This is a genomic window from uncultured Tenacibaculum sp. (genome assembly GCF_947502995.1).
GTDB lineage: Bacteria > Bacteroidota > Bacteroidia > Flavobacteriales > Flavobacteriaceae > Polaribacter.
In genome coordinates this window covers 84,905-108,296 of the sequence record NZ_CANNBW010000008.1, presented here as the reverse complement: position 1 = coordinate 108,296, position 23,392 = coordinate 84,905, and the positions used below count along the sequence as shown (strand labels likewise).

Below are 23,392 nucleotides of genomic sequence, written 5' to 3'. Positions count from 1 at the left end.
AAATCATACCTTCAACTTATCTCTTGTTCCGCATCTTTAATAAAATCTAATTCTAAAATAGTTACCAAACCTGTTGGTTTTCTATTTATCTTTTCCAAATTATCTCCAGGCGTTATCTGCCAAACCTCTATTATGTCTGAATATTTTAATGATAAAATTAATGATAAAACGGTAAAAGGTTTTGGACCACATGGGGCAATAATAACCCTATGATTTTTAATCAAACTTGAACATAAATTTTCCATCAAATAATATGTATATATCAAATCATTAATTGGATAGGTAAAAATATTTTTAGAAGGTATTCTTGATAAATATGATTCTAATAGATCAGTAGCATCTTTATAATATTCCGAATTATAGGTTTCATCTGAATGAAAAACAAATGGAACCGTATCAAAATACTCTTTTAATCCAATAACTCTATTTGCTTCATTACCCAATCCAATAACAACCGATGTAGGTATATTCGGGACGCTTAAATTACAATATCCAAAAAGAGGTGTAACAATCCTATTATAATTATCTATTAATTTAGAACGTACATGTTCAGCATGTGAATAGCCCAATATTATTTTTAAATTTTCTTTTCTTTCATTATTGAAAATCCCTAACAATATATGTGAATACCAACTTTTGGTCATCGATGAATAATCAATATAAACATTAACAACATCATTACTATTATTTAGTATTTCATTTATCTTTTCATCTATTTTTAATAATGATTCTCTTTCTTTGTTTGGGGTGTCAGTATACAAGAGATTAAAATTATTTTTTTTGAAAAACTCCTCATTGATTTTTCTAAAATGTTCATCTTCATGATTTCCAAATACAATTATTATGTTATCTTTAATATTATCAAAAATTTCCTTAGCTTGATAGATTGCTCTCTCTTCATAACCTAAACAACCTATGAATAAATCTATACTATCAGCAAAATCAATTTCGCTCAGTTTTTCTGTATTTATCTGCTTTAATTTAAACATAACTAAAACAATTTTCTTTGAGTAGGTTCATCTTTTTTATATTTCAAAATAGTACTTAATCTTACTTTTGAATTACTTCTATTAGGGATCTTATATTTTGGAGTTAAAAAACCTGACAATCTAAACCTTTTATTCAAAACCCCCCTATTAGTTAAACTCTCTAATGGTTCTATATATACTATTGCACCAAGATATAGTGCAGTTTCTAATAAACTTATAATATTCGAATTTATATCCTCATCTACTGTAAATGTTGTTGGCGCAGAAAGGTTAAAATCTTCATCCACCAATTTTTCTCTAAAAAAAACTCCTATTTTTTCTATTAAATCAGTTGCTAAATTAAAATCTGAATTTAAGATTTCGATAGTAGAATCAGGATGATTTTTAAGCAACATAAAATATTTTTCAGAAGCCTGAAAAACAACTCTAGACTGAATGTTTTTTGAAATTTTCTGAAGTTCGTCTGTACTCATATTAGTTGCCTGTAATATTTCATCTATAAGTCCAATAACTAATCTAGGGTTTCCATCACAAATATCAAAAATATGGGGTACGCCGTAATGAATAGCAGGTGTAATTCTTTTCCTTTTAGAATATATTAACCTGTAAACTGCATCTACTTTATACTTTAAAAACACACTTTTTTTTAGAACTTCATCATTTGTATAAGGCTCATTAGGATCTATTTTTCTTTTTCTTAAAAATTCACTAAATGATTTGTTATCCTTAGCTAATTTTTTGAACATAAAATACATAGAGCTTCCCTTTTCAAGGCCTGCATAAAACTTTCCAGAAAAACCTATATCTTCTCTCTCTTGTCTGCTTAATTTGCTTAATTCGTCTTTTATAATTCCATCTAACTCTCTATTCCCAAAAATCTGACTTAAATCAGCTAGCTCAAAATCATATTTTGCATTAAATTTCTTTTTTAGCAATTTATCACAAAAGTCCCGCCATTTTTTTAAAGTAACTTCATCATGAACCCATAACTTAATTGGACTGAAATCATTGCCTTGTGTAACATCTATTTCTTCATCTTCTAAATTAAATAATGGAGTAGTTGTTAACTTGAATAAAAATTTTTGATCAACACTCCTTAAATATTTTACTAGTTTAATTTGAATGAATTTTGGAACTATTTCTAATTCATCAAAACACAAAGCCCATTTATGGTCGTTATTTACCTCTAGTACAGTTTCATAAACTTTGATTCCTAGTTTTATAATATCAAAAAAATCATCAAAAATATAATCTGGTAAACTCTCCCTAAATTTTCCATAATCTGTTCGATTAAAAGTTAATCTTTTTAGTGAATTATTCAAATTCCTTATTCTTTCTAGAATTGATAATTCAATACCATCAAATGAAGGAACTGGTTTTCTATCTCCTGAGTTTAGCTTCCAATTTTCAATTAAAGGCAAGCATATTTCATACTCTATATTTAATTTTTCTCTTATATCAATATCTTTAAAATCTATTAAGGATTTAAAAGTTTTACAAATTGCAATTTGTACATTACATAAAAATAAAAAACCTACTATTAGCTCAACTAAATCTGTTTGATCAATATGTTGTTTTAGATAATCAAATTGGTTTTTCCATTGAATATCAGAAGGTATATATATAGCATCAAAATTAATTTTTGACTTTAACTCTTTTGCTTCTTTACCTTTCCAATAATATAAACCTGCAGGAGTTAACATTTTTAATAAAGTTGTTTTACCACATCCTCTAGACCCCATTAGTAAAACACTATTATTTTTAGTTAGATTAATATACTCATCATTAGGCACAAATGATTCAGCAATTTCCTGATATGAAAAATATCTTGCATTAAAAGTGTCATATAATAACAGTTTGTCTAACATAAATTATCTTTTTAATGTTATTAATTGTGGGGTTAAAGGGAATTCTGGTTGAGGAAATAAATTATATTTTGAATTCAAAATTGATCCTAATCTTATTAATCTTTCAGGTATCATGTAATCGAGGTTTGGTATTTGAGCTAAAACATCAGCATATAATAAAGGCCTTTCATTATTTTTTTTAAAAAGCTCATTTATTTTTTCAGCTAATTCATTTGGATTACTGGCTTCTCCAAAACCTATTTCAGGAGGAAAAGTATTATTCAAATTTTGCTTCCATCCGTTATTTATATTAAACTCCCAAGAGGATATTCTTCCTTTTCCCTTTTTCTCTATATCAATTAAATGAAACATCGTTTTAAAAGTCGTGAATTCAATATTTTCTATTGAAGAAAAACTACCTGATGCTAATATTGTTAGTCCATTTATATCTACTACTCTAGGTTGATGTTTATGACCATGTATCATTACATCAAAATTATAACCATTTAATATACTTATTAATTGATCTCCTCTTTCCATAGAATCTGAATCCTTCCAGTTTTCTATATTAGAATGCTTTATTGGATGATGATGTAAAACACATATTTTAATTCTATCCTTTGATTTTTTTTTCAGATAGCTATCAATGTTTTCTAACGTTTCAGTTTCTAAAATAGAATATTTAGCACTTTCTTCGTCAACATGGTCCTTAACAGAATTTATCATTAATATTTCATAACTATCACTTTCTAATAGACAAAACCCTTCATCCCAAAATAAAGAATTCAATGTTTGGTCATTTGTAGGAAAATCATTAGAAAAGTTTTTGATAAAATTAAAAGGATCTATTCCATGTATTTTCCTAGAGTCAATATCGTGATTGCCAGGAATACCAATTCTTAAAGATGTTCCTAACTCTTTATGAATTTTCTCTATTGAATCCCAAGCAATTATTATACCATCATTATAAGCTCTATTACATAAATCTCCTAAACAAATCAACACCTCACTTTCGATCTTTTCTTCTTCACTTATTAAGCTCAAAATTGAACTTAATGGGTTTTGGTTAATAGGTTTCTCAGGCAAACCTGCATAAAACAAGGTTTTATCATCTCTAGACTTACCAAAATGTATATCACTAATAATAGTTAATTTCATTCTTAGGCTTAGTAATTTTTTATAATTAATTCAGAAATTTTTCTTCTTTCTTTTTTACAACTAATACTTCTAAATATATCTAACTTTTCAATATTCCAATTTTTTTCATATTTATCTTTTACAAATTCAATATTTGGATAAGAAATCATGACATAACACCCTGCTTTATCTAATTGAGTAGCGAAATCGAATAAATCCTCATGATCTTCTCTACTAAATTTATTTAATGTATATTGATTCTGTTGATTAGACCAATCATATGGAGGATATGGAGGGTCTAAATAAATAAAATCATTAGGTTTTACCATTGACATTATACTATCATATCCTGAACATTCAATTTCTATATTCTTTAATTTTTGACTTACAATTTCTAAATGTTTTATTCCAGGAATACTAGGATTTAATTTACCTATTGGAACATTATAATGTCCTTTTTTATTTAATCTATACATTCCATTATAATTCGTATGTATAAGAAATATAAATCTAGAAGCCTGAATTATAGTTTTTTTACCTATTTGAGTATTAAAATCTTTTCTAACTTGATAATAAAACTGTTTATCTTCTCTAAATTTCTTAGAAAAAAAAACTAGATTCTTATAAACAGATTTATGATTAATTTTTATTTGATAATAGGAATTAATTAGTTCAGGATTAATATCTGAAATAAAACCTCTATTAAAACCATTTGAAAAAAATAAAGAACCTGCTCCTAAAAAAGGTTCAAAGTAATTATTTATAATATCATGATCAGGTGCATTTTCTAGAAGATTCGAAACAATTTTTTGTTTACCCCCTGCCCACCTCAAAAAAGGTTTTACTTTCATTTAATTTAAATTTGACAATTTAATACTTTTAACCAAAAAAAAAGTAGTTTAATAGTCCTTTTTTAATAAGATTATTTTTTGACCATACCTTAAGTTACCATACTTATTATCCCTCAAAACATTACCAGAAACACAAAAACTCCTTAATTCAATAATTAAAGTTGGTAAAATCAAAATACACTGAGAACAACTGTATAAAAAAAAGAGGAGTCTTAAATTAACTCCCCTTTAATCAATTTTACTTATACATCCATTTGAATCCTCCACATTTATTACGTTCTCCTCTACATACCTTCGCAATACTTGTTTTATTAAATCCAGTTTGTTTAGAAGCTTCCTCTACAGAAATATATTTTGCTATAAATTCACCTTCCATAGAATACTGATATACTGACTTTTTTCTACCATCTTTAATGGGTTTATAAAGCTCTGAATAATTGTAACTCCAATAGTAATTATTATAAGTTCTATTGTTACTTAAACAAGCTCTACTAAGCTTTTGCTTTGACACCATATTTAAATCAGATGCTTCTTTTAAAGAGTTATAAACTTTGACTAAGTTTCCTTTTAAATCATACTGAAATACTTTTTTTTCAATACCTCCACCTCTATCAGAATTATACCCGTTCTCTTTTGAATTATATACTAAAATATAGTAACTTTCCTTCTCAGCTAATTCATTAAAATTGTTGGCAGTGTCAATTTGCTCCCAAGTAAAATTTTCAATCCCAAAAGTTGAAATAGCGTTATAAAATTTAACGTCTACTCCTAAATTTGATTTTTGAATTTGATCTTTCCTTCTCTCTTCAATTGTTTTTGTAGTTGCTCCAATATAAACCTCCTTATTTAAACAATTTGTAACCTTATATATTTTCCCTTTCATCATAAAATCTATAAAAGAGGCAAGGTGGGTAAGTAAAAATCTCAAACTTTAAAAAAATATTTCTCAATTAGAAAAATAAAGTTTAAAAAACTACTTACCCTACCTACCCTTCTTACCTTTTAATTAAAATAAACTTCTTTAGCCCCTTTTTCTTAATAGACTGGAAACCTTTAGCTTTTAAAAGCTTCCCAATTCTAACTGGATTGAAACTTATATTTAAGTTTGTGTTTCTTTGTAGATATTCAATAACTTCAGTAGCATTCATAAATACAGTATTCTCGTCTGTTGTAGACAAGGGAACAGAGAAAAACTTTTCAATATATTCCTCCTCCAGAGAAGTCTGCTTATATTTTTCGTTATTTAATTCTATTCTCTTAATATCATCTAAGTCAAAATAATGCTTAAACCCACTTCTATACAAGCTTACAGCCTGACTGTAAACCTTATCAAGATCTACTTGTATCTTATAGTCTATATCTACTGTTTCAAAAACTAAAAATCTTCTATTCCCTGTAACATCCATTAATATTTCATTATGATTAGAACTTCCAACAAATGAAGCTCTTCTAATAAAATTTTCAGAAAAATATCCATAAGCTCTTCTTTCTGTTATTTTATCCTTCGTAATAAGCTCTTTATAAGCCTCTACTTGGGCTTTGTTATAGGACGCTAACTCATCTATGTTTATAAGGATTTTTTCAGATAATAATAAATTAGAATCTTTATTCCCTGGTTTAATATTTCCTGAATATCCATATGTCTTCAATTTTTTAGGCAATAAATTCATTAACCAAGTTGTTTTACCAGAGCCTTGCTTACCTGTTAAAATAAGTACAGAATGATTGGTAGTTTCTTCATCTATTGCACATCCCACAAAAGAAACTAACCATTTTTTAAAAGCCCATCTAAACAATTCATCATCGGTAGTTTTTATTGTATAGGAAAGCTCTCCTATGTAGTCAAAATCATCCCATTCTGGTAAATTATTAAAGTAATCCTTTATAGGGTTGAATTTTTTCACAAAATCAGATTCTAATAAACTTTTTAATCCTTGGACTGATTCTTTCAAATCATGATTTTTCAATTCCCTAACTATTGAATTAAATTTATAATTTTCCAGTAGTTTTAACTCTTCATTTTTCTCCTTTTCTTTATAAAAAGTTCTACTTAAAATTTCATTATACTTGAATATATATTTTTGATTTAAATACGATTCTATATTCATTTTATTTGTTTTTTTATTTTAAACTCTCTTTTTCTCCAACATTTTTCCTTTTCTAGCCGAGAGTTATTGGCTTACTCCTCTCCTTAAAAGAGTATTGAGCTCTAACATTTTCAACTTCGTTACTGATGTTAGATTTTAGGATTCAAAGCTATTTTTATGTCATCTTTATCAAAAATCTATTGACCTCTACAAACAATAGTTTAAAATGAAGGTTAGGAAGAGTTATATCAATAAAAAAACCATACTCCTTTGAGTATGGTTATATAAATTAATAGAATCGTATTTTTAATTTATTTTTATCTAGTATATTGTTTTTTGTTATTTTTTTGCAGCTATTAATTAATGACATCTAACCATTAATTCTTTCTCAACAATATAACATAATTGACTCCAAAAGTCAAGTAATTTTCTTGAAAGTTTATACTATACAAATATTATAATTCATAATATATACAGTAAAATAGAAGATGTTATAAGAGATTTAATAAAACTTCTTAATCTAACCAGATGTTAAAATGAGAATAATAAAATGCTTGATTATGAATTAGAAAAACTGTTATTAAATCAGGAGTTACCTTTACTTTGTCTACCAGAACCAATTCTCCCTTTCTGATATGCCCTATTTTATCAATTGCCATTACTTTAAAAGGGCACTTTAAAACAATTAACTCATTGTACCACGTTACTACCAACAACTCATTTGAATTAGTGTATTGTAGTTGTTCTATTAATTCATTTTCTCTCATTGCAAATAATCACAAAAGAGCTATAAAATATGTTGCAAGTACCAATTAGCAGACTCGTTTTGGAGTGAACTCCCTATGTTTTGAACAAACTCGTACGTATTGACATTCCGCTCTAAGTTACTGTCTATGTAGGACGATTTATTAGCTTCTGTGAATAGATTGTATAAATTCCATAAATTCAAATCATTATTCTCTGAACACCTAAAGTTAGGATCGTTGTAATATCCTTTGATTACTGAGGTAATTTGTGAATCTGTGAGTCTGATAGGAAACTTCCCTTTTTTATTACTTTTACTCAAAAAGTGGTACAGTTTCATTTTCCCTACAAGATGTGCAAACTCAAATTCATTTAATGAGAACTTATGCATTCTTTCCATATTTCCTAAATGAGCTTCTTGATTATAATTCGTTACAAGCTCATAAATTGCTTGTTGTAACTCTGAAATGCTACTGACTCTAATCTCTGATTTCAAACCATCTGTACTTATACAAAGATTGGTACATACAGTATTTTTAAACCCTATAAAAACCTTGAACTTCTCAATGGTCTTTTTGGAGTATAAATTCTCTTGATTGTAGGCTCTAACACCACCTATTGTTAGATTCAGAACTTGATTATTCACAACAATTTGCTTGTTAGGAATCTCAAACATGAATGCCATCCTCTCATAATATATTGTTTTTTCATGTTCTAGGAGCTCTCTTGCAGGCTTATTTATCGCACTTGGAACTCTACCTTTAATTTGATGAGAAACTCTTATATTGGGCATATTAATAGCTGTAGAGAAAAGAGAATTTGCAACTTCGTGGGTAGCATTTATAAAATCATAGTGAGAAATGGTCGTTTCATTGTCTTTTGCAAAAACAGGAATAATACAATCTCTCTTTATGTGATCTAAGCTAACCGCTGTGGTATTGGCTTCTATAAATTTACTAGGTGTTCCCTGAACTATTTGTGATACATCTTGTATCATTTCTATAGGGTTCGTATTAGTTATTAATTCCACTGTCTAAGGTTTTAACGATTTGATTTTCTGCAATAAGTTGGTTATCTAAATTTTCAATAACTTCTTTACGTTTTACAATTGCTTCGTGCAACTCTTTTTGTAACACATGATACTTTTTATAAAGGTGTTTGAGCCCATCTACAGTTGTACATTTTGCAATCTCTAATAATGCCTCTTCTATAGATATTCCTAGATTGCACCATGTCATCAATTTCTCTCCTGTCGCTGAAGTGATCATAAATTCTGGATGGTCCATAAAAAGTCCTGTCCTATCTTTACTAGCTTTGGCTAAATGCTGATCGTTTATCAGTTCAAAATTTACTGTTAATTCATACTCAAAACCTTCTCTTGTAATTTCTTTAGTACCATGTTTCACCACCTTAGTTCTACCACTTTTCCCTATATCTAACGAGTAATCTATCTTCCTCCTTGCTGTTGTAATTATATGGCATTTTGAGTCGAGGATAGCGTCTATAAAAGCATTATGACGAGGAGTAATTTTTGCCCAATCTTGGAATCTTCCTCCCAATTGTTCGTGTAATTGTAAACATCCTCCTTTTCCGTTCCACTCGTGAGTAATACTGTCGATGATGATAACTTCTATCTCTGAGTTTTCACAGAGTTGAATAGCTTCAATATATCGTTCAGGACTATAAGGTTGTTGCAAATTGATAACGTTATAATCTCCCAAATGAGAGTATAGACTAGCGCTTTTGTTTTCAGTGTCTATCACTGCTATTTTAGTCCAATCTTGTGTCATTCCATAGGCTAATGATAGTGCGGACTTCGTCTTTCCAAATCCGCTTGCTCCAGATATACCTAACTTTAACTTTACTTGATAGCGTTCTGCTTTTTGTATATGCATAATTTTAGTTGTTTAGTTCTTATAATTTTCAGAGAGTATAACGTCTAATCAAAGCATAAAAAAAGAGCTTCAACTTTGAAACTCTTCTTTTGTACTTTTATAAAATAATTAGTTATATCACTTGTTCGTAAACCACGTTTTCCTTTAAAACATGTTCCTGTTCTGTGAGATATTCATACCTGTGAGTTAGATTTAGAACATCTCCTGTTTTTTCATCTATATACTCATAAGGTTCTACTTCAACCTTACTTATAGCACCTTCTAGATCTGTTCCTACTAGACTCTTACATGTTGTTGCGTCAAATGTAGAAGGAACTCTAGCTTGTCTTGCTGTGAGATAAATTTTACCCGTTTCCTTACTTTTTACTGCTTCAACGCCTCCTTGTACAATTAATACGCAAAATTCTGTCTCATCTTCACGCTTATACACCTTAAAATCTACAATTTTAACCATAGTTATTTAAATTTTTAATTTTTACTAGGGGGTATATCCCCAGAATTTAAAAAGGGTGGGGGTGAATTTTAGGTTACTTCGCATTTTCATTTTCAGAAAAAATAAAAAATTTTGGGAAAATTATTTTTTTTTAAATCTCAATGACTGATAAGTTTAAAGCCTTTTTGTATTTACCCATTTAAAGCATCTTGAATTTCACCATGAATCTCACTCAACACCTTTTCCACCTCATATTCATCTCCAAAAACGGCTAAAGCATGTTCACTTTTACTCAAACGCTCCTTAAACTTTTCAATCACATCTCCAAGTATTTTTATTATATAAATCCCCTCAAAAGGAGTATTCTCCATTGGGTTATCAATCACTGAAACAGTTTGAAGTACCTGATCTTTTATACTCTTCTTAAACGCTATTTTAAACTCACTCATTCCAATTAGTTTAAATATTCAAATATTTCTGTTCTAGGCTCTGGGAAAACAGCAATCAAATAATTACTTGAAATAGGATAACCTTCACTATCATAAGTGTATATAGAGCTAAAAATATTTTCATTATTATTACTTGTTCTAATCGATTGAGTAACATTATTTGGTGAAATATAAAACGCTCTCTTATCATCCAAAGAATTCCCCATTTCTATATTGAAAAAACCAAACTTCTTGAACAGCACATACACAGGATTGGCTTTATCATCGTAACTCACTGCATAATTGTAACTATTCTTCTGAGGATTACCATTAGTATCAAAATCACTAAAAGTCACCAAGCCGTTGTCTATTAAACTAATATCTCCTTGTATTTTAGTTGCTCTATCCTCTGAATCGTAATCAATTGTAATCTCTCTACCATCTTCAAAAACTTGTCTTATAAGCTTATTTGAAGCATCATAATAACAGGTTCTATTCTTATAATTTTCTGTAGCAATGGAATTTCCTATCTCATTATAGGGAGTATTATATCTAGAATACACAACTTGTATTTTATCGTTTGATCCATACTCAAATTCATACATTGTTCCTGAAACGCCGTAAAACCATGCTTTTACAAGTCTCCCATTTTGATAAACTAAAGTATCTGGTTTATACGAAGAATGTAAATCCTGATAATAATGATTAGTAATTTTGGAAATCAGCTTTTCTTTACTTGAAATTGGTGGTTCATTGTCACTTTCTGGCTGTTCTTCATTGTTACTACAAGACACTACAAATAAGGTTAAAACCATGAATGATAAGAATACATTTTTCTGTATCATAATTAAATAAATTTGGATTCTGTGGAGATGCTAACAGAATTGTTAGTAAAAAGAAAGGTGTGCTCTCCTACTTATTTAGCTGCACAGAGGCTCCGCCAAGAACCTTAACTATACTAAACAGCACAGAGATAACACACCCAAAATTGAGTGCGTATCTACTTATTGTACTGCTCCTATAGTTACTATTGAAATTTGGCGGATTCCTGTACAAGGAGCTTGTGATAAGTAAACACCTATATTGTATGTTTCAATGGTAAAAATAGTAAACTATTTTACTTACACAGTAAAGCTACTAACCTTTAACATTGTAGTTTTATGAGATTCCGTAAATACTCAAGTTTTAAGCTGTTTTAAATATCATAATATCTTTAGATTAACTTCTTCTCTATACAGTTGTTCTACACAATTAGAAATTACTCTGTACCATAAAAACAAAAAACCACAACACCCTTTAAAATGTTGTGACCTATATTAATTAATATCATAATAAACTCATTTTAGCCATTAATGAGCTTTTTATAGTTTAACTAAGATGAGAACTTAACAAGCTTAATATAATCTTCAATTTATTAATGTGGTTTTATTCATAACTTCAAATATTATTTACAGTAAGTTAATTTATTTCACTAGTTTCTATATATCATTGAACCTTTATAAGTAAAAAAGAAGGAGTTATTTAGCACTTACGGATGATCCAAAATCTAACCCCCACTGGATACCAAGAATAGTAGTTAATGATGAATCACTTTTGAAATTTTTTCCGAATCCCCCATTTAAAGTTAGTGAATTTGAAATTCTATACCTTATAGTTCCAAAAGACCTGGATTCATCTGTGCTATTATCTCTTTTTATATATTCATATCCTAATGAAAGAGCATTAAGTTCAATTTCAAATTTAGCACCATAGTCATAATCACTCTTGGTAAATAAATTATTGTCATCATCTCTATTCAGTCCATCTTCGAGATACCTAAAAACACCATAAATATGAAAATAATGGGATTTATTTATTGAATTCAAATTTAAAGCAAGATCACCTAAAACCCATAATCCAAACCTACCAAAATTATCACTCAAGTTTTGAGATTTATCACCAACAAAATGACTATATGCCATTGCTACATCAATAGCAAAAATTGGCTTTCTTTGAATAGTTTTATTTAGATTTTCAATTACACCATTTTCTATATTTCTAATCTTTTCTTCTCCTTCATCATTAGTTATGTCTCCATCTGCAACTTGTTGCTTGATGTTAATATATTCAATTGATGTAGCAAAATCACGATAAGCTTTATAACTACTTTTAATTCTTTCAATTTGTTTTTGATCTATATAGGAAAACAATCTAGTACGTCCCCCTATCGAAAGATAAGATTGAGGTGAATCAAATATATCAAATGTACCGTTCATGAAAGCTACGGAAAATGATGCTTTTTTCCATATATCTCCAAACGGATTATAACCATTATAGTCGTCAACTTCTTTGTCTTCTTTATCTTTTTCAGAAGTTAAATTATTATACTTAAAAAAATTCATCCCAATACGTTTACCATACCAATATGGTTGAAATTCAATAGCATAATTATTTGGTGAAACTCCATTATTACTATTTCCTGTAAATGAATTTAAAGTTTGAATTGAGAAAGCTTGTATATTTTCAGGTATAGTTATATTTGTAGGTGTAATGTCCATAAGAACAAAAGCTGGAGAATTTGGAGGTGTTAAATTTTTAAGTTGAAGATTAACAGATTCTTGAGATGAAGAAAAATAAGTAAAAAATAAGGAAATAATAAATAGTACTTTCTTTGACATAACTTAATCAAATTTTACTTTTGTTACTAACCAACATATTCTTTTATCATAATTAGAATCAATTGAAAAACTCACTTCAAAATTGGATGTATCTCCGCCCATAAAAATAACTTTATAAGAATTTTTTATCCTTTGAACAGCTAAATTAAATGTCTCTTCATTAGCAATATAATTAACAAATCTACAATCAGTATGAATACTCATGAGTATATTTTTTATAGCTCCACCTTTGTTTATTGTCTTCCATCCTTTTTTTTCAGATGGATTAAAAGGTGTTATATCGCTTTTAAACCCAGAGTCTGTATTAGTTTTACGAATATAGCTATAAGTGAAAGGTATAGATTCAGTATCTATTTCAATTTTTAATTTTATTGGTTTATTATCACCAACTGTATAAGTATCCATTTTTAATAAATTTATTTGAAGAAATTTAGATTTATTCAAGGGATTTTAACTAGGTGTATTTCCTGTTTTTTAAGGAGGATAAACACTTTTTTTTTAAAAAAAACACCTATTAGTTTTAACCAAAATTTGATTTATTCTTTTTAAAGCCTCTTTTTTAGATTTTTAACTTCATTACTTACTCTTCTTTTTATCACTCTCGCATAATGTTCTTGTGTAACTTGTAATCTTGAATGACCTAATAATTCTGACACAACCTCCATAGAAACTCCATTATATAATAATACTGTAGTTGCAAATGTTTTTCTAGCGACGTGGTGAGTTAATTTTTTATCAATTCCAATAATATCAGCTATCTCTTTTAAGTAGGAATTGAATTTTTGATTTGAAATTTTTGGTAAATTATTATTATAATATTCTAAAATCGCTAATGCTTTTGGAAGTAATGGAACTGAAATTGTTGTATTTGTTTTTTGTCTATGCATCTCAATCCAATAATCACCATCAAATCCCTTAATGATATTATCAATTTTAAAAGACGACATCTCTTGATAAGCTAACCCTGTGTAACAACAAAACACAAATAAATCTCTAATCTGTCGTAATCTTAATTGATTAAAACTAAAATCCTCTATCTTCTTCAGCTCATCAATTGTAAGGTAAACTAACTGAGTCTTATGTTTAGTTGTTCTATACATTGAAAAAGGATTATTCTCTAAATAGTTTTCATCAATTCCGTATTGCATAATTTTCTTAACTCTCTGTAAACTTCTATTTATAGTAGCCTGACTTAACTTTAGCTCTACTTTAAAATAGTACTCTAAATCTTTTATGAATTTAAGATCGAGTTTATTAAGTTTTATATCATTCCTTTTATATTTTAATTTTATAAACTTTTCAACCTTTCTCCTATTCTCAACATATCTAGACCAAGAAACTTCTTTAAAGTCAATACCTATTAATTTTTTAGCTTGTTCATTATGCATATCATATAAATCTAACAAAGTCTTCTCCTCCCTGGTATTTTCTCCTTTATATTGACTATATATATCTTCAACATTAAAATCATTTTGTTGAAGTTGTAACAATAAAAAAGCCTCATTAATCTTCTGACTAATAAGGCTTAATTGTGTATTTATAATTTTTGAATTTTCAGCTCTTTTTAAAAGCTTTTGTTTTTTACTATCCCAAATATCAGGGTCAATAAATAATCCTATAGCAAATTGTTTTCGTTTCTTTTTGTATGTGATCCTGCAATACAAAGATGTTTTTCCGTCTTTTCTTACTCTAGTAGAAGCAAGAACAAATAATATTTTTATAATCTGTTTATTCATAATATTTTATAGCATTTTTAATATGCAACCTTTTATTTTATGGAGTGCAACCTTTTTTGCAACCTTTTAAATTCAATTTTTAAGTTATTTTGAAAAATATAATGTGAAGTATAAATAATTAAATTAAGCTACAGACACCATAAACTCTAGAAAACAAAAAAGCCTTACTAAAACTAGTAAGGCTTATTGTGATCGCGACAGGATTCGAACCTGTGACCGTCTGCTTAGAAGGCAGATGCTCTATCCAGCTGAGCTACGCGACCAGTAACTCTTTTTGTCGGGGTGGCAGGATTCGAACCTGCGACCTCCTGCTCCCAAAGCAGGCGCGATGACCGGGCTACGCTACACCCCGAGGTGTTTTTACAATTTTTTGCGGAGAGACCGGGATTCGAACCCGGGCATCCCGAAGGATGACAGCTTAGCAGGCTGCTGCATTACCACTCTGCCACCTCTCCTTAAGTTTTGAAAACTTAAAAATTGCGAGTGCAAATTTAAGATTAGAAAAAGAATCTCACAAGTTTTTTTAAGAAAAAAAATCACTATTCTGGATACTCAACTCGTAAGTGATAGATATTCATTAACTTACTCTTAATAATTTTTTTTATTTTTTCTATTTCTCGAAACGTAATATCTGAATTTATGAACTGATTCATGTTTTTTTGACCTTCCACTACTCTATCGATAAGTTCATCTATCGATTGTGCTGATGGTTTTTTCAAACTCTTAGAAGCTGCCTCTGCAGCATCACAAATCATTAAAATTGCTGTTTCTTTAGAAAATGGTATGGGACCTTGATATCTAAACTTCTTTTCATCAACTTCTACATCTGGATTATTTTCTTGTTCTTTCTTATAAAAATAATACACTAGGCTTGTTCCATGATGCGTTCTAATAAAATCTATAATTCTATCTGGTAAGTTGTTCTTTTTAGCTATTTCAATCCCTTTTATAACGTGATTTAAGATAATTTGAGCACTATCTTTAGGTGATAAATCATTATGTGGATTTACACCCGTAATTTGATTCTCTGTAAAGTATTTCGGATTTACCATCTTACCAATATCATGATACAAGGCTCCCGTTCTCACTAACATTGAATTTGCTCCTATCTCATTTGCTGCTGCTTCAGCTAAATTGGCCACTTGTATTGAATGTTGAAAAGTTCCTGGTGCTTTTTCATTCAATTCTCTCAATAATGGTGAATTTGTATTGGAGAGTTCTAATAATGTTACATCAGAAACTAACCCGAACACTTTTTCATAGAAATAAATAAAGAAAACTGCTAAAAATGATAATAAGCCATTCATAGCAAATAATCCAAAATAAATCCCTTTAATACTACTTACGTTTCCTTCTTTTATAATTGAAAATGCAAAGTAGGTTAGCATATATATTAATGTGATTTGAGCTACTGAAATAAATAAACTAGCTCTTTTATATAACTCTGAAGTTGAAAGTACAGCTACAATTCCTGCGATAATGTGTAAGTAAATAAACTCAAAACTATTCGGCACTATAAAACCTAATAACAACACTGTTAAAATATGCGTAAACAACCCTAAACGCGCATCAAAAAAAGCTTTTAAAACTATTGGTAAAATTGTTAATGGAATTACATATAAATAATCTGGATTGTATTTTACTAATAAAGTTTGAACGAAAATCATCAATAAAATATTCGAGAATATAAATGTGATTTTACTATTATTATCAAAGATTTCTTTTCGGTAACGATGCAAGAATAAAAGAAGCATTAACAATGCTAAAGATACGAGAATTGTATACCCAAAAACCAACCAATTGTAGTTAGATTTTGTCCAAATTTGAGATTTTGAAGCTTCTTTTAAAGAATTTAACTTATTAAAGTTTTCTCCTTCTACTATATCACCTTTTTGAATAATTAATTCATCTTTATTAATCTTTCCTTTTGTGTATGATATTTCTTTTAAAGCTTGATCTAATTCTTTCTGAGAAAACTCTTCATCGAAAGTAACATTAGGCTCTAAAATCTCTGAAAGTTTCTTAATTACAAAATCTCTTCCATAATCTTCTTTTAAAACAGATAATTCATTTACAATAATAGAAAGTATATCTTTAGATTGAATTAACTTAGAAAAAGGAATATTAGATATCTCATTAGATTTTCTTAAAACTATTGTAGGACTCTGATTTACTTTCCCTTTAGAGACTTCATCAACAAAACCAAACTCATAAATTTTATTGATTACAGCTACACCTTTATTTCTTAATTTTTTCACATCTGATTCCGACAAACTGTCTGAAACCTGCAAGGTATTAATTGCTGTTATAAAATCATTTTTCGCAAACTCAGGAACTTCAACATCATATGAAAAGTATTGCTGAACCGAAGATTTGATCTGATTAATTTCTTCAGAAATCTCATCTTTAGTTTTTTGTGTTGCAAAATCAAACGGAGCATATAAATTGTTATAAGACCAAGGTTTACCAGGAGAATAATCGTAACGAAACTTTCCGCCCTTTGGTAATAAATACACAATAAAAAAAGCGGTTATAATGAATAGAAAAACCCTATAAATTGCTGCATTATTCTTGTATAGACTATTAATTATTTTATTCATTATTCTTAATTAAGTATGTAAATATAACCTTTTGATATTATTTGAGAACTTCTCATAAAATAGTTATTTTCGCATAACAAAAAGCAAACAAATTTAACATGAAAGAAGTAGTTATAGCCTCTGTTGCCAGAACTCCAATTGGAAGTTTCTTAGGAACTTTATCAACAACTCCTGCTCCAAAATTAGGTTCGGTAGCGATTAAAGGCGCTTTAGATAAAATTAATTTAAAACCAGAATTGGTTGATGAGGTATTTATGGGGAATGTTGTTTCTGCTGGTTTAGGACAAGCTCCTGCTCGTCAGGCAGCTATTTTAGCTGGAATTCCAGATACAGTTCCTTGTACTACAGTAAATAAAGTTTGTTCTTCTGGAATGAAATCAATTATGCTAGGAGCTCAAGCTATCGCTTTAGGTGATGCTGATATAGTTGTTGCTGGTGGTATGGAAAATATGAGTATGATTCCTCATTATCAACATGCAAGATCTGCAACTAAGTTTGGACCAGTAAAAATGGAAGATGGAATGCAGAAAGATGGATTAGTAGATGCTTACGAACAAGTTGCAATGGGAGTTTGTGCTGATGAATGTGCTGTAGAATATGATTTCTCAAGAGAAGATCAAGATAACTTTGCTATCGAGTCTTACAATAGATCTGCTAAAGCTTGGAACGAAGGAAAATTTGCAGACGAAGTTGTTCCTGTTGAAATTCCTCAAAGAAGAGGTGAACCAGTTATTTTTAGTGAAGACGAAGAATATAAGAATGTAAAAATGGAGAAAATTCCAGCTTTACGTCCTGCTTTCACTAAAGAAGGAACTGTTACTGCTGCTAATGCTTCTACAATTAATGATGGAGGTGCAGCGTTAGTATTAATGTCTGCTGAAAAAGCTCAAGAATTAGGAATTACTCCTTTAGCTAGAATTAAAGGATATGCTGATGCCGCTCATGAACCTAAATGGTTTACTACTGCACCAGCAAAAGCATTACCTAAAGCTTTAGCAAAAGCTGGTGTTGCGATTGAAGATGTAGATTATTTTGAATTAAATGAAGCTTTTTCTGTTGTAGGTTTAGCCAATACAAAAATTTTAGGTTTATCTGCAGATAAAGTAAATGTTAATGGTGGAGCTGTTTCTTTAGGACATCCATTAGGTGTTTCTGGAGCTAGAATTGTTATTGCTTTAACATCTATATTAAAACAAAACGACGCTAAAATTGGTGCTGCTGGTATTTGTAACGGTGGTGGTGGTGCTAGCGCAATGGTTATTGAAAGAATCTAAAATATAAAGATTTTCTATTTGTACGGAATTTGTAATTTAAGTATTGTACCGCTTCGACTGGAACCTACTGATGTATCTGAAATGGTAAATCAATTGGTTTTCGGTGAACATTTTACTGTTCTTGAGAAGTATAAAAAATGGAGCAAAATAAAGCTTTCTTACGATGGTTATGAGGGATATATTGATAATAAACAATATGAAAATATATCCGAAGAACTGTACCATCAGTTAAATAGTCAAGAACAATATTATTCAGGAGAATTAATTGATTTTATCTTTGATAAAGACAATAATTTAACCACTGTTCCTTTGGGCGCTAGACTTCCATTTTATAAGGATAATAGCTTTTCTTTAAACGATAAGAAATTTTCTTATGAAGGAAAAGTTAACCATGGCGTACTAAATAAAAATTCCATCGTTGAAACTGCGTATCACTTTTTAAATGTTCCATATTTATGGGGAGGAAAAACTCCTTTTGGTATCGATTGCTCTGGTTTTACTCAAACCGTATATAAATTATGTGGCTTTAAACTTTTAAGAGATGCAAGTGAACAAGCTACTCAAGGAGATGTTTTAAGCTTTATTGAAGAAAGTGAGCCTGGTGACTTAGCATTTTTCGATAATGAAGAAGGAACTATTACTCACGTAGGTATTGTAATGAATGATTACAACATTATTCACGCACATGGTAAAGTAAGAATTGACAAACTAGATCATAGTGGTATTTATAATATCGATACACAGCAACATACTCATAAATTACGAGTCATAAAGAAAATAGTATAAAAATAAAAAAGGATAGTTTTTCAACTATCCTTTTTTATTTTATTGTCAAACAATGAATTACTTCATTGACTTGTATATAGTTCTAAATTCTTTCGCTTTCGCTCCCATTTCTAAAACTTCGTAAATACTCATTAAAGATTTAACAGTATCTACACTGCGATTTAAGCTATCAGCTTTTTCTAAATATGGCAAAGCTTCTTTATAAACTTCTTTTTGTCTTAAAGCTAACTGATCATACTTTTTAAAGTTTGATAAGTTTTTATTCATGTCTTCAACTATAGTCTTTTCCTCTTCTAAGATCACAGCAGATAAATTCATATAAGCATCAGCATAATCAGGCTTTAACTCGATTGCCTTCTTGTAATACTTAATAGCATCATCTCTTCTTCCTTGATTCGTATTTACAACTCCTAAGTTATAATATAAAGTAGGATTGTTTGGATCTAAACTAACAGCTTCATTCATTAACTCTCCAAACTTATCCATTTGGTTTAAGTCAATATACAATTGAGCTTGATTTAAAAGTAAACTTAAATCCTCAGGTAATGCTTTTCTTGCAGCAGACATTGCAGCAATAGCTTCTTCTGTCTTACCTTGCTCTTTTAAAATTAGCGCAATATTTTTCTTAATAATTGCAAACTTTCCTTCAGAAGTTTTATCTACAGGCTTAATAAAACCACCTGTTTTAACCATAAGATCTCTATTATCTTTAGTCCCTAAGTTTTTTTCTTCACCTGTAGCTTTATCAGTAGCTAAATACATCACTTCTTTACCAGTATATCCAACTTTTTCTAACTCTTTGTAGTATTTTAAAGCTGTGTCATAATCTTTAGCTTGCGTAGCACTAACTGCAGCATTATATGCAAAAGAAGTATCAGTAGGACTCAATTTATATGTTAAATAGAAATACTTAGCAGCTTCTCCAAAGTTTTTATCGTTATTGTAAAAACCAATTGCTTTATCAGAAACCGACTGAATAATCTTATTTAACATTGGTCTAGCTTCAGAAGTATAACGCTCTTTACCTATTTTTTTCTCGTAATCAAATAATTGATTAAAAGAACTAGATGCTTCTTCGTACTTCTTAACTCCTAATAATGCTTGACCAGTTAAAAAGTAATATTTAGTTTTATACTTATCGTCAGCGCTTTCTATCGTACTCTTAAGAGAATTACCTATGGTAAGTGCTCCATTAAAATCATTTTTATTTAGGGCTTTCTCCATAGATTTTAGCTCTTTTTTCTGTCCGAAAGAGGCTATTGTCATTAAACCTAAAGAAAGTGCTAAAACTTGTTTTCTCATTTTTATTGTTTTAGTTATTGTTATACAGTTCTTTAATTCTCATTAATTTGGTTTTCAATTTCCGTGCCATTTTCATCTTCTTCCTCTTCATGCATAACTTTGGCTACTGCTGCAATACTATCATTATTCTTAATATTAATCAGTTTTACACCTTGTGTAGCTCTTCCCATAACTCTTAAATCTTCCACAGCCATTCTAATCGTAATTCCCGACCTATTGATTATCATTAAATCATTAGAATCGTCTACATTTTTAATGGCCACCAAATTACCTGTTTTTTCGGAAATATTCAATGTTTTCACACCTTTTCCTCCCCTATTAGTAATTCTATAATCTTCTAACTTAGAACGCTTACCATAACCTTTTTCAGAAACAACCAGAATATTACTTTCCATGTCATTTACAGACACCATTCCAACAACCTCATCCTCTTCACTTTGTAAAGTTATACCTCGAACACCAGAAGCTGTTCTTCCCATCGGTCTAGTTTTCTCTTCTTCAAATCGAATTGCTTTTCCAGATCGTAATGCCAACATAACTTGACTATCTCCTGTTGTTAATTTAGCTTCTAATAACTCATCGCCTTCTTTAATAGTAATAGCATTAATACCATTAGCTCTAGGCCTTGAATATTGTTCTAAAGGAGTCTTTTTAACTTTACCTTTCTTTGTTGCCATAATTACATAATGACTATTGATGTAATCTTCATCTTTTAAATCATCAGTAACTAAAAATGCTTTTACTTTATCATCTTGTTCAATGTTGATAAGGTTTTGGATAGCTCTTCCTTTAGTATTCTTACCTCCTTCTGGAATTTCATAAACACGCATCCAGAATACTTTACCTTTCTGAGTAAAGAAAAGCATATGTTGATGGTTTGTTCCAACGAAAAGGTGCTCTAAGAAATCTTCATTTCTAGTAGTAACTCCTTTTTGTCCTCTACCACCTCTATTTTGTACTTTATACTCGTCTAGGTTTGTTCTCTTAACATATCCTGCATGAGAAATAGTTACTACAACTTTAGAATTAGGAATCATGTCCTCAATTCTCATATCTCCTCCTGCATATTCAATAGTAGATTTTCTTTCATCACCATATTTATCTCTTATTAAAGTCAATTCATCTTTAATAATCTGATATCTTCTTGGTTCATTTGCAAGAATATCTTTTAAATCAGTAATCGTTTTAATGATTTCGTCATACTCAGCTCTTAACTTATCTTGTTCTAGTCCTGTTAACTGACGTAATCGCATTTCAACGATAGCTTTTGCCTGAATTTCAGTTAATTCAAAACGTTTTATTAAGCTTTCTCTAGCTTCATCAGCATTTGCAGAACCTCTTATAATAGCAATTACTTCGTCTATATTATCAGAAGCTATTATTAAACCTTCTAAAATATGAGCCCTAGCTTCAGCCTTCTTTAATTCGTACTGTGTTCTACGAACAATTACTTCATGTCTATGTTCAACGAAATAATGGATTAACTGCTTTAAGTTTAATTGCTCAGGTCTTCCTTTTACAAGTGCAATGTTATTTACACTAAAAGAAGTTTGTAATTGCGTATACTTAAACAACTTATTAAGAACGATATTAGGGATAGCATCACGTTTTAAAACGTAAACAATTCTCATTCCTTTACGATCCGACTCATCACGAATACTTGCAATTCCTTCTAACTTTTTATCATTTACCAAGTCAGCAGTTTTCTTAATCATGTCTGCTTTGTTAACCTGGTAAGGAATTTCAGTAACTATAATACATTCTCTTCCTTTTACTTCCTCTATAGTAGCTTTCGCACGCATAACAATACGTCCTCTACCTGTATGGAAAGCATCTCTTACACCATCGTAACCATATATAATACCTCCAGTAGGAAAATCAGGAGCTTTTATATGCTGCATTAATTCATCAATCTCTATATCTCTGTTATCTATATATGCTATAGTTCCATTGATTACTTCAGTAAGATTGTGAGGAGCCATGTTAGTTGCCATACCTACAGCAATTCCTGAAGCTCCATTAACTAGTAAATTTGGTATTCTCGTTGGTAATACAGTTGGCTCTTGTAAAGTATCATCAAAGTTTAACTTATGATCTACAGTTTCTTTTTCGATATCTGAAAGCATTTCCTCAGAAATCTTCTGCATTCTTACCTCGGTATAACGCATTGCCGCTGGGCTATCACCATCAACTGAACCAAAGTTCCCTTGTCCATCAACCATCATATAGCGCATACTCCAGTTTTGAGCCATACGTACCATCGAATCATATACTGAAGTATCTCCATGTGGGTGATATTTCCCTAATACTTCTCCTACTACTCTTGCGGACTTTTTATATGCTCCTGTAGATCTAATACCTAATTCATGCATTCCAAACAACACTCTCCTATGTACAGGCTTTAGCCCATCTCTTACGTCAGGTAGAGCCCTAGAAACAATTACCGACATTGAATAATCAATGTAGGCCGACTTCATTTGCTCTTCAATATTGATTGGAATCAACTTTTCACCATCTGCCATATTAATCTTTTTTTAAAAAATTAGTATTTGTTTTATAAAAAAGTGAATTTTACACTCATAAAATTCACTTTTCGTTATAACTTAATCGCCTCGATAAGCAACGC

20 protein-coding genes and 3 tRNA genes are annotated in these 23,392 nt (G+C 29.7%); 2 read left to right on the top strand and 21 right to left on the bottom strand.

All coding sequences use genetic code 11. The annotated features are described in order from the left end of the window. Positions 1–11: 11 nt before the first annotated feature. The 19 genes from Q1A46_RS08215 to Q1A46_RS08125 form a co-directional block, all read right to left on the bottom strand. Complete coding sequence (locus Q1A46_RS08215; RefSeq protein WP_299676532.1) at positions 12–989, bottom strand: hypothetical protein; 978 nt, start codon at positions 987–989, stop codon at positions 12–14. Between the two features lie 2 nt (positions 990–991). Next, the gene (locus Q1A46_RS08210) at positions 992–2,857 is read right to left on the bottom strand and encodes a hypothetical protein (RefSeq protein WP_299676529.1); all 1,866 of its coding nucleotides are present in this window, start codon (positions 2,855–2,857) and stop codon (positions 992–994) included. Positions 2,858–2,860: 3 nt separating this feature from the next. Then, entirely contained in the window at positions 2,861–3,994 is a 1,134-nt protein-coding gene (locus Q1A46_RS08205) for a metallophosphoesterase (RefSeq protein WP_299676526.1), read from the bottom strand. Between the two features lie 8 nt (positions 3,995–4,002). Next, positions 4,003–4,824, bottom strand: coding sequence for a Dam family site-specific DNA-(adenine-N6)-methyltransferase (locus Q1A46_RS08200; RefSeq protein WP_299676523.1), 822 nt, complete (start codon positions 4,822–4,824; stop codon positions 4,003–4,005). A gap of 238 nt (positions 4,825–5,062) precedes the next feature. Next, on the bottom strand, positions 5,063–5,707 hold the full coding sequence (locus Q1A46_RS08195) for an NUMOD1 domain-containing DNA-binding protein (RefSeq protein WP_299676520.1): 645 nt from the start codon (positions 5,705–5,707) through the stop codon (positions 5,063–5,065). A 112-nt stretch (positions 5,708–5,819) separates the two neighbouring features. Next, positions 5,820–6,932 carry a VapE domain-containing protein gene (locus Q1A46_RS08190; protein WP_299676516.1) on the bottom strand — a complete coding sequence of 371 codons (1,113 nt, stop codon included), beginning with the start codon at positions 6,930–6,932 and terminating at the stop codon, positions 5,820–5,822. Between the two features lie 494 nt (positions 6,933–7,426). Further along, positions 7,427–7,678, bottom strand: coding sequence for a hypothetical protein (locus tag Q1A46_RS08185; RefSeq protein WP_299676513.1), 252 nt, complete (start codon positions 7,676–7,678; stop codon positions 7,427–7,429). A 20-nt stretch (positions 7,679–7,698) separates the two neighbouring features. Beyond that, positions 7,699–8,685 carry a DUF3871 family protein gene (locus Q1A46_RS08180; RefSeq protein ID WP_299676510.1) on the bottom strand — a complete coding sequence of 329 codons (987 nt, stop codon included), beginning with the start codon at positions 8,683–8,685 and terminating at the stop codon, positions 7,699–7,701. After that, positions 8,669–9,550 (bottom strand): AAA family ATPase, encoded by an 882-nt coding sequence (locus Q1A46_RS08175; RefSeq protein ID WP_299676507.1) that lies wholly within the window; start codon positions 9,548–9,550, stop codon positions 8,669–8,671. The genes Q1A46_RS08180 and Q1A46_RS08175 overlap by 17 nt, the downstream gene beginning before the upstream one ends. Positions 9,551–9,662: 112 nt before the next feature. Then, positions 9,663–9,980: a hypothetical protein gene (locus Q1A46_RS08170; RefSeq protein ID WP_299676504.1), complete on the bottom strand. Its 318-nt coding sequence runs from the start codon at positions 9,978–9,980 to the stop codon at positions 9,663–9,665. Between the two features lie 194 nt (positions 9,981–10,174). Continuing rightward, positions 10,175–10,432: a hypothetical protein gene (locus Q1A46_RS08165; protein ID WP_299676502.1), complete on the bottom strand. Its 258-nt coding sequence runs from the start codon at positions 10,430–10,432 to the stop codon at positions 10,175–10,177. 5 nt (positions 10,433–10,437) lie between these two features. Continuing rightward, positions 10,438–11,256 carry a hypothetical protein gene (locus Q1A46_RS08160; RefSeq protein ID WP_299676499.1) on the bottom strand — a complete coding sequence of 273 codons (819 nt, stop codon included), beginning with the start codon at positions 11,254–11,256 and terminating at the stop codon, positions 10,438–10,440. Positions 11,257–11,928: 672 nt separating this feature from the next. Further along, positions 11,929–13,068 (bottom strand): hypothetical protein, encoded by a 1,140-nt coding sequence (locus Q1A46_RS08155; RefSeq protein WP_299676496.1) that lies wholly within the window; start codon positions 13,066–13,068, stop codon positions 11,929–11,931. A gap of 3 nt (positions 13,069–13,071) precedes the next feature. Next, positions 13,072–13,473, bottom strand: coding sequence for a hypothetical protein (locus Q1A46_RS08150; RefSeq protein ID WP_299676493.1), 402 nt, complete (start codon positions 13,471–13,473; stop codon positions 13,072–13,074). A gap of 140 nt (positions 13,474–13,613) precedes the next feature. Beyond that, entirely contained in the window at positions 13,614–14,804 is a 1,191-nt protein-coding gene (locus tag Q1A46_RS08145; protein WP_299676490.1) for a site-specific integrase, read from the bottom strand. Positions 14,805–14,993: 189 nt separating this feature from the next. Continuing rightward, positions 14,994–15,067: transfer RNA gene (locus Q1A46_RS08140), tRNA-Arg, on the bottom strand. 14 nt (positions 15,068–15,081) lie between these two features. After that, positions 15,082–15,156, bottom strand: a tRNA-Pro gene (locus Q1A46_RS08135). Between the two features lie 21 nt (positions 15,157–15,177). Continuing rightward, positions 15,178–15,259: transfer RNA gene (locus Q1A46_RS08130), tRNA-Ser, on the bottom strand. 84 nt (positions 15,260–15,343) lie between these two features. Further along, positions 15,344–17,404, bottom strand: coding sequence for an HD family phosphohydrolase (locus Q1A46_RS08125; protein ID WP_299676487.1), 2,061 nt, complete (start codon positions 17,402–17,404; stop codon positions 15,344–15,346). Between the two features lie 98 nt (positions 17,405–17,502). On the opposite strand from Q1A46_RS08125, the gene Q1A46_RS08120 reads away from it, so the two are divergent. Both Q1A46_RS08120 and Q1A46_RS08115 read left to right on the top strand, forming a co-directional pair. Continuing rightward, positions 17,503–18,678 (top strand): acetyl-CoA C-acyltransferase, encoded by a 1,176-nt coding sequence (locus Q1A46_RS08120; RefSeq protein WP_299676484.1) that lies wholly within the window; start codon positions 17,503–17,505, stop codon positions 18,676–18,678. Between the two features lie 18 nt (positions 18,679–18,696). Continuing rightward, positions 18,697–19,464 carry a C40 family peptidase gene (locus Q1A46_RS08115; RefSeq protein WP_299676481.1) on the top strand — a complete coding sequence of 256 codons (768 nt, stop codon included), beginning with the start codon at positions 18,697–18,699 and terminating at the stop codon, positions 19,462–19,464. A gap of 57 nt (positions 19,465–19,521) precedes the next feature. Here Q1A46_RS08115 and Q1A46_RS08110 read toward each other — a convergent pair whose 3' ends face one another. After that, positions 19,522–20,766, bottom strand: a complete 1,245-nt coding sequence (locus Q1A46_RS08110) for a tetratricopeptide repeat protein (protein WP_299676479.1) — start codon at positions 20,764–20,766, stop codon at positions 19,522–19,524. Between the two features lie 32 nt (positions 20,767–20,798). After that, entirely contained in the window at positions 20,799–23,288 is a 2,490-nt protein-coding gene (gene gyrA, locus Q1A46_RS08105; protein ID WP_299676476.1) for a DNA gyrase subunit A, read from the bottom strand. Positions 23,289–23,392: the final 104 nt, after the last annotated feature.

Bases quoted from the DNA above. Each gene is read 5' to 3' on its own strand.
- Q1A46_RS08175 (WP_299676507.1), bottom strand. From the start codon at position 9,550: ATGCATATACAAAAAGCAGAACGCTATCAAGTAAAGTTAAAGTTAGGT.
- Q1A46_RS08125 (WP_299676487.1), bottom strand. From the start codon at position 17,404: ATGAATAAAATAATTAATAGTCTATACAAGAATAATGCAGCAATTTAT.
- Q1A46_RS08150 (WP_299676493.1), bottom strand. From the start codon at position 13,473: ATGGATACTTATACAGTTGGTGATAATAAACCAATAAAATTAAAAATT.
- Q1A46_RS08155 (WP_299676496.1), bottom strand. From the start codon at position 13,068: ATGTCAAAGAAAGTACTATTTATTATTTCCTTATTTTTTACTTATTTT.
- Q1A46_RS08110 (WP_299676479.1), bottom strand. From the start codon at position 20,766: ATGAGAAAACAAGTTTTAGCACTTTCTTTAGGTTTAATGACAATAGCC.
- Q1A46_RS08120 (WP_299676484.1), top strand. From the start codon at position 17,503: ATGAAAGAAGTAGTTATAGCCTCTGTTGCCAGAACTCCAATTGGAAGT.
- Q1A46_RS08165 (WP_299676502.1), bottom strand. From the start codon at position 10,432: ATGAGTGAGTTTAAAATAGCGTTTAAGAAGAGTATAAAAGATCAGGTA.
- Q1A46_RS08185 (WP_299676513.1), bottom strand. From the start codon at position 7,678: ATGAGAGAAAATGAATTAATAGAACAACTACAATACACTAATTCAAAT.
- Q1A46_RS08195 (WP_299676520.1), bottom strand. From the start codon at position 5,707: ATGAAAGGGAAAATATATAAGGTTACAAATTGTTTAAATAAGGAGGTT.
- Q1A46_RS08210 (WP_299676529.1), bottom strand. From the start codon at position 2,857: ATGTTAGACAAACTGTTATTATATGACACTTTTAATGCAAGATATTTT.
- Q1A46_RS08215 (WP_299676532.1), bottom strand. From the start codon at position 989: ATGTTTAAATTAAAGCAGATAAATACAGAAAAACTGAGCGAAATTGAT.
- Q1A46_RS08160 (WP_299676499.1), bottom strand. From the start codon at position 11,256: ATGATACAGAAAAATGTATTCTTATCATTCATGGTTTTAACCTTATTT.
- Q1A46_RS08190 (WP_299676516.1), bottom strand. From the start codon at position 6,932: ATGAATATAGAATCGTATTTAAATCAAAAATATATATTCAAGTATAAT.
- Q1A46_RS08200 (WP_299676523.1), bottom strand. From the start codon at position 4,824: ATGAAAGTAAAACCTTTTTTGAGGTGGGCAGGGGGTAAACAAAAAATT.
- gyrA (WP_299676476.1), bottom strand. From the start codon at position 23,288: ATGGCAGATGGTGAAAAGTTGATTCCAATCAATATTGAAGAGCAAATG.
- Q1A46_RS08145 (WP_299676490.1), bottom strand. From the start codon at position 14,804: ATGAATAAACAGATTATAAAAATATTATTTGTTCTTGCTTCTACTAGA.
- Q1A46_RS08205 (WP_299676526.1), bottom strand. From the start codon at position 3,994: ATGAAATTAACTATTATTAGTGATATACATTTTGGTAAGTCTAGAGAT.